Origin of the sequence: Gardnerella sp. 2492 (genome assembly GCF_050320365.1) — a bacterium.
In the GTDB taxonomy this organism is placed as follows: domain Bacteria; phylum Actinomycetota; class Actinomycetes; order Actinomycetales; family Bifidobacteriaceae; genus Bifidobacterium.
Map to the genome: position 1 here is coordinate 703,365 of NZ_CP186952.1, position 14,696 is coordinate 718,060.

General features: G+C 42.5%; 11 protein-coding genes. 6 read left to right on the top strand and 5 right to left on the bottom strand.

Annotated features, from left to right (window positions below):
* Positions 1-148 precede the first annotated feature (148 nt).
* The 3 genes from ACPFYS_RS02625 (at position 149) to ACPFYS_RS02635 (ending at position 2,935) form a co-directional block, all read left to right on the top strand.
* Positions 149-994 carry an ABC transporter substrate-binding protein gene (locus ACPFYS_RS02625; protein ID WP_427877533.1) on the top strand — a complete coding sequence of 282 codons (846 nt, stop codon included), beginning with the start codon at positions 149-151 and terminating at the stop codon, positions 992-994.
* A 214-nt stretch (positions 995-1,208) separates the two neighbouring features.
* Complete coding sequence (locus ACPFYS_RS02630; protein WP_427877534.1) at positions 1,209-2,120, top strand: amino acid ABC transporter permease; 912 nt, start codon at positions 1,209-1,211, stop codon at positions 2,118-2,120.
* 56 nt (positions 2,121-2,176) lie between these two features.
* Positions 2,177-2,935 carry an amino acid ABC transporter ATP-binding protein gene (locus tag ACPFYS_RS02635; RefSeq protein WP_427877606.1) on the top strand — a complete coding sequence of 253 codons (759 nt, stop codon included), beginning with the start codon at positions 2,177-2,179 and terminating at the stop codon, positions 2,933-2,935.
* A 99-nt stretch (positions 2,936-3,034) separates the two neighbouring features.
* Here the strand turns inward: ACPFYS_RS02635 and ribF are convergent, their stop codons facing one another.
* The 5 genes from ribF to nusA form a co-directional block, all read right to left on the bottom strand.
* On the bottom strand, positions 3,035-4,282 hold the full coding sequence (gene ribF / locus ACPFYS_RS02640) for a bifunctional riboflavin kinase/FMN adenylyltransferase (RefSeq protein ID WP_427877608.1): 1,248 nt from the start codon (positions 4,280-4,282) through the stop codon (positions 3,035-3,037).
* A 31-nt stretch (positions 4,283-4,313) separates the two neighbouring features.
* Entirely contained in the window at positions 4,314-5,495 is a 1,182-nt protein-coding gene (locus ACPFYS_RS02645) for a tRNA pseudouridine synthase B (RefSeq protein ID WP_427875803.1), read from the bottom strand.
* Between the two features lie 25 nt (positions 5,496-5,520).
* A complete protein-coding gene (rbfA, locus tag ACPFYS_RS02650) occupies positions 5,521-6,057 on the bottom strand; it encodes a 30S ribosome-binding factor RbfA (RefSeq protein ID WP_427875804.1) in 537 nt (178 codons plus the stop codon).
* 2 nt (positions 6,058-6,059) lie between these two features.
* Entirely contained in the window at positions 6,060-8,918 is a 2,859-nt protein-coding gene (gene infB, locus ACPFYS_RS02655) for a translation initiation factor IF-2 (RefSeq protein ID WP_427877610.1), read from the bottom strand.
* Between the two features lie 343 nt (positions 8,919-9,261).
* A complete protein-coding gene (gene nusA, locus ACPFYS_RS02660; protein WP_427875805.1) occupies positions 9,262-10,329 on the bottom strand; it encodes a transcription termination factor NusA in 1,068 nt (355 codons plus the stop codon).
* Between the two features lie 234 nt (positions 10,330-10,563).
* On the opposite strand from nusA, the gene ACPFYS_RS02665 reads away from it, so the two are divergent.
* The 3 genes from ACPFYS_RS02665 to ACPFYS_RS02675 all read left to right on the top strand — a co-directional run bounded on the left by ACPFYS_RS02665 (position 10,564) and on the right by ACPFYS_RS02675 (position 14,574).
* Positions 10,564-11,484: a hypothetical protein gene (locus ACPFYS_RS02665; protein WP_427875806.1), complete on the top strand. Its 921-nt coding sequence runs from the start codon at positions 10,564-10,566 to the stop codon at positions 11,482-11,484.
* A gap of 361 nt (positions 11,485-11,845) precedes the next feature.
* Positions 11,846-12,973 carry an extracellular solute-binding protein gene (locus ACPFYS_RS02670; protein ID WP_427875807.1) on the top strand — a complete coding sequence of 376 codons (1,128 nt, stop codon included), beginning with the start codon at positions 11,846-11,848 and terminating at the stop codon, positions 12,971-12,973.
* A gap of 137 nt (positions 12,974-13,110) precedes the next feature.
* Positions 13,111-14,574 (top strand): hypothetical protein, encoded by a 1,464-nt coding sequence (locus ACPFYS_RS02675; RefSeq protein ID WP_427875808.1) that lies wholly within the window; start codon positions 13,111-13,113, stop codon positions 14,572-14,574.
* Positions 14,575-14,696 lie beyond the last annotated feature (122 nt).

Here is a 14,696-nt window from a genome sequence, read left to right on the forward strand (position 1 = left end):
TGCCGCTATCTTCATATAGACTTGTTTTTCGCAGCTTGCTGCAAGTACCAACGCACGTAGATGCCACAGGTACCTGCTGCACAAGGTATAAAATTTTAATAAAAATATTGCGATTATCAGCCAATACGCATGATATAAAGGAGAGAGTATGACTATTCGCAATCGTAAAAAGCTGATTAAGAATGCCATAAAGTTTGCTACAGCTATTTTAAGCGTAGCAACTTTAGTAGGCACTGCAGCATGCGGTGAAAGTAAACCTGCTGGTCAAAAAACCGTAGACGCAAATGTTCTAACTATTGGCACTGCTCAGCCTGCTTACGAGCCTTGGATTCACGATAATAAGCCTGAAAATGGTGAAGGTTTCGAGTCAGCAGTCGCATATGCTGTTGCTAAAAAACTCGGATACGATAAAAACCGTGTTAAGTGGGTACGTACCACTTTCGACTCTGCTGTAACTCCTGGTCCAAAAGACTTTGATTTCAATATTCAGCAGTTCTCAATCACTGAAGAACGCAAAAAAGCTGTAGACTTCTCCCCAAGCTACTACAACGCGACTCAAGCTATTGTTGTTAAAAAAGACGGAAAGTTTGCTTCAGCTAAGTCGTTGGCAGATTTGAAGCCTGCTGCTGTTGGCGCAATGGTTGGAACTACAAGCTACGATGAAGCTAAGAAAATTAAAGGAGATATTCAAACCTTTAATGACAATGATGCTCTTGCTCAAGCTTTAAACTCAGGTCAAATTGATGCTCTTGTTATAGATACTCCTTCTGCGTTTGTAATGGTACAAACTGACGAAGTAAAAAACAGTACTGTAGTTGGTCAAATAGCAGGTTCTGAGGATAAGGAAGGCATGGGAATTGTGCTTCCTAAGAATTCAAAACTTACTAAAGATGTTACTAAAGCTCTAAACGAACTCAAGAAAGACGGTACTCTTAAGAAGTTGCAAGATAAGTGGCTTTCTGAGTTTACTACTAAAGTTCGCGAGTTGAAGTAAAACAAAATTTACGCTAATTAATATTGCGTAAGTGCAAAAGTTTCGATTTTAAGCGGTAAATTTAGGTGTGAAATCACTTTTATTTACCGCTTAAATAATTTCAAATAAAGCACATTTATGTTAATTAAACGACTCGAGCGTTTGAAGTACTTGGATGCTCGAGTACAATAGCTAGGGAATGTTCATCGCGTCGAAAGGCTTAAGGCTACCGCCCATGACAGTACTTACAGGCAATACTGCTGAAACCCGCACGAATAAAACAACATCTGCGCAAATCTGCACTACAAATACCGTAAGTGAAGTAGAACAGAGTCGTCGACTTATAAGAAAACAGCAAAACCTGCGTTCTGTGGGAATAAGTATTCTCAGCACTGTTATTCTTATAGGCATTGTAATAGTAGCTTTGGCAATGTCTCCAGGCTGGCCTCGAGTGCGCGAAACCTTCTTTTCGGGCAAGTACTTTATGCTATCTCTGCCACAAGTATTGCAAGGTTTGATGCTGAATTTACAAGTACTTTGCTTTGCTGTTGTTGGAGTTGCTATTTTTGGCACTTTGATTGCTATTGTGCGCACAAGCATATCTCCTATGCTGTTTCCGCTTAGAGCATTAGCTCAGATTTATACTACTGTTATGCGCGGCATTCCTATGCTGGTTGTGCTGTATATTATTGGCTTTGGTATACCTGGTTTGGAAATTTTCGGTCGCATTTCTCCGGTACTTTTAGGCACTATTGCTATTGTTATGAGCTACTCAGCTTACGTTGGAGAAGTTCTTAGAGCCGGTTTTGAAGATGTTCATCCTTCTATGAGAGCTTCAGCAAGATCTCTTGGATTAACTGCTGGCCAAACGGTAAGGCTTGTTGTGATCCCTTTGGGATTAAGAAAAGTTGCGCCAGCTTTAATGAATGATTTTATTTCTATGCAAAAGGACGCTGGTCTTATATCAGTTTTGGGTGCAGTTGATGCTGTACGAGCTGCACAAATTTCTGTAGCTAGCACATACAATTTCACGCCTTATATTGTAGCTAGTGTTGTTTTTATAGCTTTAAGCATACCTTTTATTATTTTGAACGATTGGTACACTGCTCGCTTGCGTAAACGCGAATTAAACGGAGGAACAGTATGATTCCCTCACAAAACGCAAGTAATGAAAAAAGCGCAACCGCAAACGTGGAGTTGAATATGAGTACTTCTTCTGAAGAAAAAAATACGCCTGTACTACGTTTAGATAATATTCGTAAATCTTATAACGGAACTCAAGTTCTTAAAGGTATATCCTTCAACGTAGAACCTCACGAAGTTGTTGCTTTGCTTGGACCTTCCGGTTCTGGAAAATCAACTCTTATGAAGTGCATAAACCTGTTGGAACGCGTTGATGATGGGCAAGTTTGGCTTGCAGATACTGATATTACCGATCCTCGCGTAAACCAAGATAAAATTCGTTCACGCATTGGCGTAGTTTTTCAGCAGTTTAATTTATTCACGCATATGAACGTGATTGATAACGTTACGTTGGCTGCTAGAAAAGTACACAATTGGAGTAAAGATAAAGCTGAAGCTCGCGCAATGGAATTGTTGGAGCGTATAAAACTAAGCAATAAAGCTAAGGCTTACCCAGATCAGCTTTCTGGCGGACAGCAGCAGCGTGTGGCTATTGCTCGCGCACTTATGACAAGCCCTCAGCTTCTTTTGCTCGATGAAATTACTTCAGCTTTAGACCCTATGCTTGTCGGAGAGGTTTTGGACTTGGTGTCTGAACTTAAATCTCAAGGCACTACGATTCTTATGGCAACTCACGAAATGCATTTTGCGCATACTGCTGCAGATAGAATTGTTCTTCTTAGGAACGGTGTTGTGGCCGAAAATGGTACTCCTCAGGCTGTTATGGATGAGTCTGATGATCCAGAAACGCAGGCTTTCTTCCGCTCTTTCCGCCACTAATAAGCTATAAACTATAATGAAGTTTGTTTTGTATAGTTTTGTATCGTTTTGTATTTGAGAATGTTTCCACTCTCAAATACAAAACTTAATACTAGAATACTAGCGTGGATTTGCGTCTGTAATAGCGCGCACTTCTTCAACATTGTGAGCAAGCATATTCTTTAAATCATCAACAGATTCGAAAGCTTGCTGAGGGCGCAAGAACCTTGAAAACTCAATGCAAACGCGATGTCCGTACAAATCTTTCCACTCATCGCACAAAGCATACGCTTCTACTGTGCGTTCCTCAGGATTCTCTCCGTCTTTTGCAAAAGTTGGCTTATTACCAATAGATATTGCAGCAGGCCAACGCCATGGAGAGTGAATTCCTAAATGCAACTCATCCCTACGAAGCATTCCAACGCTAGGAATAAGACTTGCGTGAGCCATACCAGAATCAGCCTGCTTGTCATCAGCGTCGAGGTCAACAACCCAGCCAGCATACACGCCTTCTACAGGCACATAACCGTCTATACGGCCGCCAAGATTTACGGTTGGGAAACCAATAGCACGACCGCGCTCTGCACCGTGAACAACCGTTCCTTCTACGCGATGAGGCTGATCCAAAATTTCACTTGCTGCTTGTACTCGACCAGTAGCAAGCATCCAGCGCACATTGCTTGAACTCCAAGCGCGCACTTTGCGATTAGGAATACTCTTGCTCCAAGCGCGATATTCAGCCTTATTCATACCGTCTGAAGGATCTTGCGGTTCACCATTTTCTTCAGGAGCTGTTGGAACTATTGGGTCTGGTATACGAACCTCACCTGGACCACAATCGTCAACAACTACAAGCTCAAATACGCCTGTAGCCTGAGAAAGCTCTTTAATAGCGTTAATATCACCAGATCTACGAGCACCTAAAGCAGCATCGCTTCCCAAAACAAGCGCTCGCATACCAAGCTTTCCTACCAGCTGTCCTAAGAAGAAGCGGTAAGATTTCGCTGCAAAAGCCAAACTGTATCGCACTACAATAACGTGATCAACTTCCAGCTCAGAAAGTACTCGTAAACGTTGCCTTACGCTTGTTAATGCTTCTGGATCGTACGGAACTTCCGGATCCTGCTCACCAAAATCATCATAAGTGTCTGGATCCTCATGAACTATGCTTGGACGTGGATCAAACATAATAACCACAGAAAATGCGCCATGACGATGCGCAAGGTCTACCGTGCGACGAATCACTTCACGATGTCCAAGATGCATACCGTCAAATACGCCTATGGTAACGACTGCTTTGCGCTCAGCGCTTAGTGTTGGCCAATTAATCATGCCGTTGGCATCTGGTCGAATGTCGATGACCTTCATCATATCCTTACTATCCGCGTGTGCGAGATTATTATTGCAAAATACTAGACTTCTTTATTTTACCAGGCTTCTCGTCTGCCGGAAATACCACAATAGGTTTGATTTGCTCACAATTTTTATTTTTTACCTGTTCTACCACGCTTACAACATCATATTCGCCTGTTAATTCATCATAAGAGTATGCAATTGCAGGATAAGAATCTAAATTATTAAACGAATCAGTAGAATTTAGGCAAATCCAACGTCCGAAACGCAAATCTTGAGCCTGATTTTTATCAACCAAAAAAGTTGGAAGAGTGTGCTCAGCTGCTTGCATCATTGTTAGCAAAGACTTTGGTAAATCTTTTTTAGTATCAAAATTTGAAGGCGGAACAGCTTTCGAACGCTTTTGTACAATACCATTTCTATCAGTAAATTCACGTGTTTCTGAGTTAAGACGCAAAACTTGCGTACTTTTTACAGAAAAATCTCCAATACTTGTGCGTCGAAGTTTTACTAGATGCCCTCCAACGCCTAGCAAACGGCCTAAATCGCGTGCTAGAGCGCGAATATACGTTCCACTGCTGCAAGAAACTGTTGCCATAACGTCTAGTACTTTTCTTCCGCTTACCCCTGTAGAAATAAGCGGATTAGAAATATCGAAACTGTATATGTTTATTTCTCTAGACTCAAGTTCTACAGTTTTGCCTTCACGAGCTAAATCGTAAGCGCGCTGACCGTTAATTTTAATTGCAGAAAATGCGGTTGGCGCTTGCATAATTTCGCCAGTTAAGTTTTCTTTAATAACTTGCTTAATTCGTTGAAAAGTTTTATTTAACAGTTCAGTTTTAGTATTAGAATTTTGCAAATTATTTTTAGAAAAATCAGTCTCGAATATTTCAGAAAGTAACTTATCTTTCGAGTTGATTTTCACTCCCGGCCCTAAGCCAATTACTCTTTCAGACAATACTTCGCCTTCTGCATCGTCTGTAGTAGTAGCCTCTCCTAGGCGAATTACAGCTTCATAGGTTTTATCGTGACCTAGCATGTAATTCATGAGCCTAGTAGCGTAGCCAAAACCAATAATCAACAAACCAGTTGCCATAGGATCTAAAGTTCCAGCATGCCCAACTCGTTTTGTATGCAAAAGATGGCGAGCACACGCTACTACATCGTGACTTGTTACACCTTGCGGCTTATCTACAAGTAGTAGCCCTGAATCTGGTATACACATAAGTTAATTATCTGTTATTCGAAATTTAATTATCTGCTTCAGATTCAGTTGAGTCATCAAAATCGTCGTCTTCGAAGTCATCGTCTTCGAAGTCATCGTCTTCGAAGTCGTCATCAGTTTCTTCAACTTCGCGAGGCTTCTTATACGGATCGACATCTCCAGCATACTGAGCATTTTCGCGCGCCTTAGCTAATTCTTCATCTCGTTTTCGAGCAGCTACAAGAATATCCTCAATTTCGTGCGCTTCGCTAGGGACTTCGTCATACACGAACTGCAATTGCGGCGTCAAACGCAAGCCAGCTTTAGCACCAACAAGCGAGCGCAATCTGCCGTGAGCCTGCTGCAAAGCCTGGGCTGCACGCTGACGCTCACCCTGCTCTTTTCCTTCGTGACCAAGTTGCGTCCAATAAACTTTTGCAATCTGCAAATCGTTCGTAACACGCACTTCTGTAATAGTTACGCTAGAAAGACGCTTATCGTGCAAATGCGATTCCATATTAGACGCAATAACACGTTGGATTAACGCCGCTATTTTCGCAGCCCTAGGATTTGTTCCTGCCATAATTACTTACGCTCAATCTGCTTCATTTCAAAGGTTTCGATTATATCGCCAAGCTCAATGTCATTGAAGCTGCCGAGATTAATACCAGCCTCATAACCTTCGCTAACGGACTGCACATCATCCTTGAAACGACGCAAGCTGGAAATTTCCAAATCGTTTACAGTAGCAACACCGTTGCGCAAGATACGGCACTTTGTACCGCGCTTGACTTCACCGTCTTGAACCATAACGCCGGCAATATTGCCAAACTTGGACGAGCGGAAGATTTCGCGAATCTCAGAGTGAGAGGTGACAACCTCTTCAAATTCTGGCTTAAGCATACCCTTCAAAGCAGCTTCAATATCTTCGATTGCCTTGTAAATAACCGAGTAGTACTTAACTTCCACGCCTTCGCGTTCAGCCAAATCAGCAACCTGACGGTTTGGACGCACGTTGAATCCAATAATCACAGCCTTATCGACAGTTGCCAAGTTCACATCATTCTGAGTAATTGCACCAACACCACGGTGAATAACCTGGATTCCAACTTCTTCAGAAACCTCAATCTTCATCAAGGAATCTTCCAAAGCTTCCACAGAACCAGAAGAATCACCCTTAATAACGATGTTCAGCATATCAACTTCAGACTTAGCGAACTGTTCCTTAAGGCTTTCAAGAGACACAACCTTGCGGCGCTTAGCAAGCTGAGCTGCACGTTCGGTAGCTGCACGCTTCTCTGCAATCTGACGAGCAGAACGGTCGTCAGAAGTCACCAAGAACAAGTCGCCAGCGGTTGGAACTGAAGTCAAACCAAGCACCTGAACAGGCGTTGAAGGAGCTGCATTCTGCAAATGCTTACCATTTTCGTCGAGCATTGCACGCACACGACCGTAAGAAGTGCCGGCAACAATAGAATCACCAACGTGAAGAGTGCCTTGCTGCACAAGCACAGTAGCAACAGCACCACGACCCTTATCGAGTCGAGCTTCGATAGTTGCACCGCGAGCGTCCATATTTGGATTTGCTTTAGGATCAAGCTCAGCGTCAGCAGTCAACAGCACAGCTTCAAGAAGCTTATTGACGTTCGTACCCTGCTTTGCGGAAATATCCACAAACATGGTGTCGCCACCGTATTCTTCAGCAACTAAACCGTATTCAGTAAGCTGACCGCGCACCTTTTCAGGATTAGCACCTTCAACATCAATCTTGTTTACAGCCACAACAATTGGCACGTGAGCCGCTTGAGCGTGGTTAATTGCTTCAACAGTCTGAGGCATAACGCCGTCATCTGCTGCAACAACAAGAATTGCAACGTCCGTAAGCTCAGCACCGCGAGCACGCATAGCAGTAAACGCTTCGTGACCTGGAGTATCGAGGAATGTAATCTTACGAGGCTTTCCTTCAAGATTTACAGTCACCTGGTAAGCACCAATTCGCTGCGTAATACCGCCGGCTTCGCGATCAATAACATTCGATTTACGGATAGTGTCAAGCAAGCGAGTTTTACCGTGATCAACGTGACCCATAACGGTAACAACAGGCGGGCGAGGCTGCAAATCGTCATCTTCTTGCAACTCTTCTTCGTCCAAATCAATATCGAACTGCTGCAAAAGAGCCTTATCCTCTTCTTCTGCAGAAACAATACTGATATTCCATCCGATTTCTTCACCCAAAATCTGGAATGTAGACTCATCCAAAGATTGTGTAGCAGTTGCCATCTCACCCAGGTGGAAGAGAACAGTTACCAAAGCTGCTGGATTCACATCAATCTTTTCTGCCAAATCAGAAAGAGTTGCGCCCTGACGCAAGCGAATCGTAGCACCGTTCCCGGAAGGAATACGCACGCCACCAATAACTGGTGCTTTAAGCTCTTCGTATTCACGACGCTTTGCTAAACGATTCTTACGAGCCTTAGAAGACTTGCCTCCCTGACGTCCGAATGCGCCTGCTGCTCCTGCGCGACCGCGACCACCGCCGCGCGATGGGCCACCATTTGGCGCACCTGCAGCCGCAGCCTGGAAGCTAGCGCCTTGTGCTCCAACAAAACGAGATTCAGCTGACTGACGAGAATTGGAACTTCCAGCATTTGAACGATGCGAACCGCTCCACTGACCGCCTTTTGCTGCTCCAGAACGACCACCGCGACCGCGTCCGCCGCGTGCGTTTCCATTACCAGAGTTTCCTGCACCAGCTGCAGCACCCTGAGCGCCTGAACGTCCACCACGACCAGCTTCTGCGCTGCCCGGGCGTGACATTGGATGAGGGCGAGGAATATCACCAGGAGTAGGTGCTCGCATACCCTGCTTGCGACTAAACGGATTATTACCTGGTCGTGGCGTACCAGCGGCACCCTGCGCTCCTTGATGAGGACGAGGGCGTGGCGGCATCTGCTGAGAACGATCAGAACGACGCTCAGAACGTTCCGAACGATCAGAACGCTTAGAATCACGAGATGAATTTGGTGTATGAGCACCAGCATTGCCAGGATGCTGTGGACGAGGGCGAGCGCCAGCACTTGGTTTAGGAATATCATGCTCACGTTCAGCAGATGGCTTAGCAGAAGCGTTACGAGTGGATTGTGCAGGCTGCGCAGGATGGTTTACTACTGCGGTAGGCTGTGGCTTTGCTTTAGAGTTATCAGCTACCGGTTTAGCAGTTGGCTTAGCAGTTGGCTTTGCTGCCGGTTTAGCTGCTGGTTTAGCAGAATTTTGATCATTTGCTTTTGCTGATTTCATGCCGTCTGCTGCCAACGCAGTTTGCAAACGACGAACTACTGGAGCCTCAACTGTAGAAGAAGCGGACTTTACAAATTCGCCCATGCTCTTCAAACGCTCCAACACGGTTTTACTGTCTACACCAAATTCTTTGGCCAGTTCGTACACGCGCTTTTTTACCACTCAGTGTTCTCCTCTATTTGTGGCAGCGCTTAAGTACGCAGCCACGTTACATTATTGCGAGTCTATGCATTACTACGCGATATCTCATCGTGCGATATCTCATCGTGCGACCATGATGTTGTACCTCGTCTCTATCTAACCGTAAACAGGCATAGAAAAGCTGCGGACGGCTAGAATCCTCTTGCAAGCATACTCGAAACATAGGATTGCCGGGAGTGTCGTTTATATTAACTAATTTCTTGACTATCGCAACAAAAAGCGTCGAAGTAAAACATACTCCGACGCTTAGTAAAACAATCAGCTTAAAGAAACTGCAAAATAATCTAAATCATTCAGCAGAAGCAGATGTATCAGCAGCCTGTTCCTGCGCAGCTTGAGCCGCAGCAACCTTCTTAGCATGCTCTTCAGCTGATTCAATACCAATCTTCCAGCCCGTAAGTTTAGCGGCCAAACGAGCGTTCTGACCTTCCTTACCAATAGCAAGCGAAAGTTGAGAATCATGAATAAAAGCAATAGCAGTCTGATTCTTTTGGCTCACAACATGCACCTGCGTTGCAGTAGCTGGAGAAAGAGCAGCAGCAACAAACTTCGCTGGATCGTCAGACCAATCAACAATATCTATTTTTTCTTGGCCTAAATTCTCCATAACAGCACGAACACGAGAACCACCAGGACCAATCAAAGCACCCTTAGGATTCACACCCTCAGTATTTGCACGTACTGCAATTTTTGTACGAGCACCAGCCTCACGAGCAATAGCCATAATCGAAACTGCTCCAGAAACCAACTCAGGAACTTCACGCTCAAAAAGACGACGAACAAGTTCAGGATGAGATCTAGAAACTACGATTTCAGGACCACGAAGACCACGTGCAACATTCACAACATAAACGCGAATACGCTCACCATGACGGTAACGTTCACCTGGAACTTGCTCTCTTCTAGGCAAAATTGCCTCAACGTCACCAACAGCAACATGAATATTAGAAGGATCTTTAGCATCCTGCTGCACAATACCGTTAATCAGCTTCCCCTTTTGGCCAGAAAACGCGCCAAATACGCGATCATCTTCAGCCTTACGGAAAATCTGACTAATAACTTGACGTGCTGTAGCAGCAGCTAAACGACCAAAATCGTGAGGAGTATCATCATATTCCTCACCTAAAGTTGGCGCAGGATGAGGATTATCCTCAGTAGACTCTCCTGGTATTTCATCACGTGCCCATACCGTAAAAGCACCAGCACGCTCATCCAACTCAACACGAGCGTGCTTAGCTGGATGAGAAGTCTTCATATACGCAAGACGCAAGGCCTCGGCGAGCGCCTCGTCAAGCTCTTCGGCATTAATCCCCTGCTGAGCCGCAAGCTGATGCATTCCCGCCAAATCCAGTTCCATCGCGCACATCCTCCCCATTTAAATTCACTTATAATTATGATTATTAATATATTGTCCAAATAAAACCAACGAGAACAAACAATATACGTTAGCTATTAGAACAATCACACTACGGCATGTGGTTTAAAAATGCAACACCACATTGGTCATAGTGATTGACTATTTTAGTTTATTATGCAGACACTTCTTGTTTTCTTTAGAGCTAAAAATATGAAGACAAAGCACACTATAAAAATGTCATCTGCACTTATGCTAATCGCTCTTATTATGGCAATGTGCACAGCTTGCGGAGGAATTAAATCTTTGCAATCTGTACGAATAGATCAAAACAGGCACACTACTATTAAAGAAAACGGTTGCGCAAAAGCATATAGGCTAGCGCAAAAAGAACAAAATAAAATAGATGATGCTAGAAGAAAACAAAGCACGGAAAATAATAAGAATTTAATAGATACTAATACTCTTAAAAAAACTTCAGAAAATTGGGATACAGTTGCGAAGAAATGCCCAACTAGATTGTCTGAAGCAGTAACTTATAGCGTTCAAGACAATTGGCAGTATCTTCAAGAAAGCGGCCAAATATCTGATAATAATATTATAGAAAACGAGCGTGAAGCATACTATAAGCTACTTGAAGTAATGCAAAATAATGAGAATGTACGATGGACACATAATCCATTAGCGCAAGCTGCCGTAGCAGAAGACAAACTCTCATTCATACTTCAAACATTGGCAGCTAAAAAAGATAAAAATATGTCACTAAAATATAGCGATATGGCTGCAAGTAACGCAAATGCTCTTATGCACGCAGCTGGAAATGGCGCAGATTTACGCGGAAAAGTTTACGAAATACCGCAGCAAGCTTTACAAAGTGGTATAGCAAAAGATATAGCAAGCGGAAAAGATTTGCCGATTGCGGCAATAGCCTATATGGATTGCGCAAGAGAAGAACTCGCTGCTTTTAATCAAGTAATAGTTGTTGAAGAAAATAATCCAAAAAACGACGCAAAAAATAATAGCGAAACAAACTACGAACACTCTACTAATCAAGCGAATAATGATTTCAAAGACGCGGTAATAAAACTGATCACTTCACGCTTATTGCGCGCTTACGAACTCGGATATCCTACAGACGCAAAATTAGTTTTGAAGTAAGAAATTAAAAAGTTGACTACACAAAACTAAACTTTTGAAACATATTAACTTCTTGAATGTATTAATGTAGCTATATACTTTCAAAGACGCATGAACCTTGTTGTTATGCTATTGTGCAGCGCAAAACAGTTGCGCAGTAAAACAAGATTGATCGCTCATATCACCAAAATACATGTCAAAACTCTATATACTGGGAGGCAATAATGGTGACTATGAAAAAAGCAATAACTGCTTGCTTAGCCACTGTCATGTTGTTAGGCTGCTCCTCATGTGGTTCAAGCTCCATGAACTTTGGTAAAAAGTAAGTCTAAACATTCAGGCACCTGAAAAACTCTTGAAAAAGGGTGGATGGATTCAAACTATGGAAGCTGCTTTCAGCCAAGAGAATCCAGGCGTTTCGTTTAAAAATACACCTATCAAGCAATTTAATGATCCAAATTCGTCTTCAGGTAATAAGAATTCTTCAAAAATCTCAGCCGACGTTTTTCTGTTCCAAAGTGATAGAACAGGTGACTTGGTTAAGTCAAAAATTCTTGGCGAATTAAGTGAAAAAAGTGAAGAGCAGATCAAAAAACAGAATCCTCTGCCATTACTTAACTCAGTATTAGAGGTTAACAAGTATTATGGCGTGCCGTACACAAGTGATGCTTGGTTTATGTACTACGACAAGTCTAAGCTCTCAAAAGATGATATGAAATCTCTCAACACCATATTGGAAAAGCAGAAAGTTGCTATCAATCTAAGGAATAACACCCTTCTTTCAAGCTTCTATTTTGATTCATGCATTACTTTCCTTCATTCTAACCCAGGAATGAATAATACAAATGGTTCAAGCTCTAACGAGAACTGTACTTCTATTACTAAATTCCTTAGAGTCCTTTCTAATCAGCCAAACTTTATTAATGCCGTAGAGGATACCGGTATTAATGCTTTAAAGGATGGAAGCGCTGCAGCATATTTCTCTGGAATTTGGGACGCTAAAGAAGTCAAAAAGATTTTAGGTAAAAACTTTGCTGCTGCACCATTGCCTAAAGTTCGCACGGATATGATTAATGACTCCGAAGAATATGTTGGCGAACCAGTCGAGTATCAAATGAAACAAAACGTTTATTCTCAAGCTATTGGCTATAATGCAAATTCAAAACATCGCGACTTAGCAGAAAAATTCGCCGTATTCCTTGGATCGACTCAATCCCAGAAAAAGGCGTATGAACTGCAGCAAATCGTACCAAGCGATAAATCTTTGAAGAGTTTCGTAGCTAAAGATCCTGCCACAAGTGCTCAAATGCAAACTGTGGAAAAAGCTTCAATAACGCAACCACTCAGCGATGACGAGCTTCACACGATTTCATACACTTTCTATCATCTAGGTGATTCACTATACAGAAAGAGTACTGATGAAAGCATCTATGAAATGACGGAAAACATTGAAGACAATATGAATGATCAGCTGTTAAACAAATCAAAAGAAAACTCAAATGATCAATAGTCTTGTATAGCAAATTTAAACAGACAAATAAATAGAAACTATCAACCTAATTAGCTGTATTAACAATAAAATAACCTTATTGTATTGCTCAAAACTTATACATAACGTTATTTATACATGAACGAAAGAAGGCTATTATGAAGCGTTTTACTAAAGCACTTCTGACCTTCGCATGCGCTGCAAGCATTGTAATAGGGATCCCTGCTTTTGCGCATGCTGATGAAGGGGACGAACAAGAGCCAAAACCAAATGTTATCTCATCAATGATGGACATAGACAAAGACTCAAAATACAGATACTGGCTAGGGCAAAATGACGCTGCAAAAATCAGTAACGTGAAAGTTACAGATATCGCAGCTCACAGCGCAAAAGTATCCTTTGACTATGAACTCTTTAATGTCAAAGATCTTAAGAGGCTTGCTTTCATTGTTTCCGTAAGGAAATACTCCAAAATAATGGTAACTGCAGATACTCTTTTAGGTCGTTCGTTATCTTACGATGAGGGTGATATTGATCCTCCTGATCCTCAAGATAACAAAACAGACGAAGATAAGAAAAAAGATTCCGAAAATGGTGATTACATTCCAAAAGAGTTTAATATACATTTCTTTAGCGATACACCTGGAGGATATGTTCGCGGACTAGATTACTACAACTACGATTTTGCAAAGAAACTTCCAACAAAGAAAAAAGGACATGCGCAAGTTATAGTCACCACTAAGCCAACAACTACATACACAAATACGGAAGGTGTTGGCTATGTAGATGGAGTAGTTCGTGTTGAAAATGGCAATATAAAGAAGCCTATTAAGCCGTTTACTAGCACACCAGAATTAATACGTTTGATAGCTAAGCAGGTCGACAGCTTTGATGGTAGTAATAGAGACAAGGCCATAGATATTGACGTTAGCTCTACTTATGTTGGTCTTCATGCGGATTATAAAGACGGTACCTCAATCTACTTCAACAACAATGCTGTACAGGTGCCAACCTTTACGACAACGAAAAAAGATCCGCCGTCACAATGCTCACTTGGAAAAAACAAAAAAGATTCCAACAAAAATGGTAAAGATGGCGATAAGGAAACTGCTAAAAACGCATCAGGAAAAACTTCTGGCATACTGTTGATGGTGGAGCACACTTTCAAAAAGAACCCAGCGTTGTTTATTATTGCTGTTCTAGTGGTAGTGGTGCTTGTAGCAACATGCGTTGTGACCCTGGTAAGACTCAGCCTGGTCAGGAAGAGAACTATTGCCAATAAAGCAGCTGCAGGAGCTGACGGAACTGCAGACGCAGAAGGTGCAGCAGACGCAGAAGGCACTGTAGACACTGCAGACGCAGAAGGCGCAGAAGACATAGCAGAAGGCGGTGCTGAAGTAGACGCAGCTGAAAATGGTGTAACTGCAGCAGACGCTTCTGAAGGCAACGCATCTGAAGGCAATACAGCTTACGCTGATTTACCTGAAGGCGGTTTTGATACTCCGGCAGATACTGAAGCTACTGGATATCCAGAAACTACTGCAAATACTGAAGCTACTGGCTATACGGAAACTCCTGGCTATCCAGAAACGCCTTCAACAAACGAGCAGCCAGAAGCCTAAATTAGCTACACTGCTCAATAACAAGCGATAATCCAAGAAGGGCCTACTACGCAATAGCTAGTAGGCCTCTTTTATATTCAAAATAGATATATATGCTAGTAAAGATAAATATAGTCAAAAAA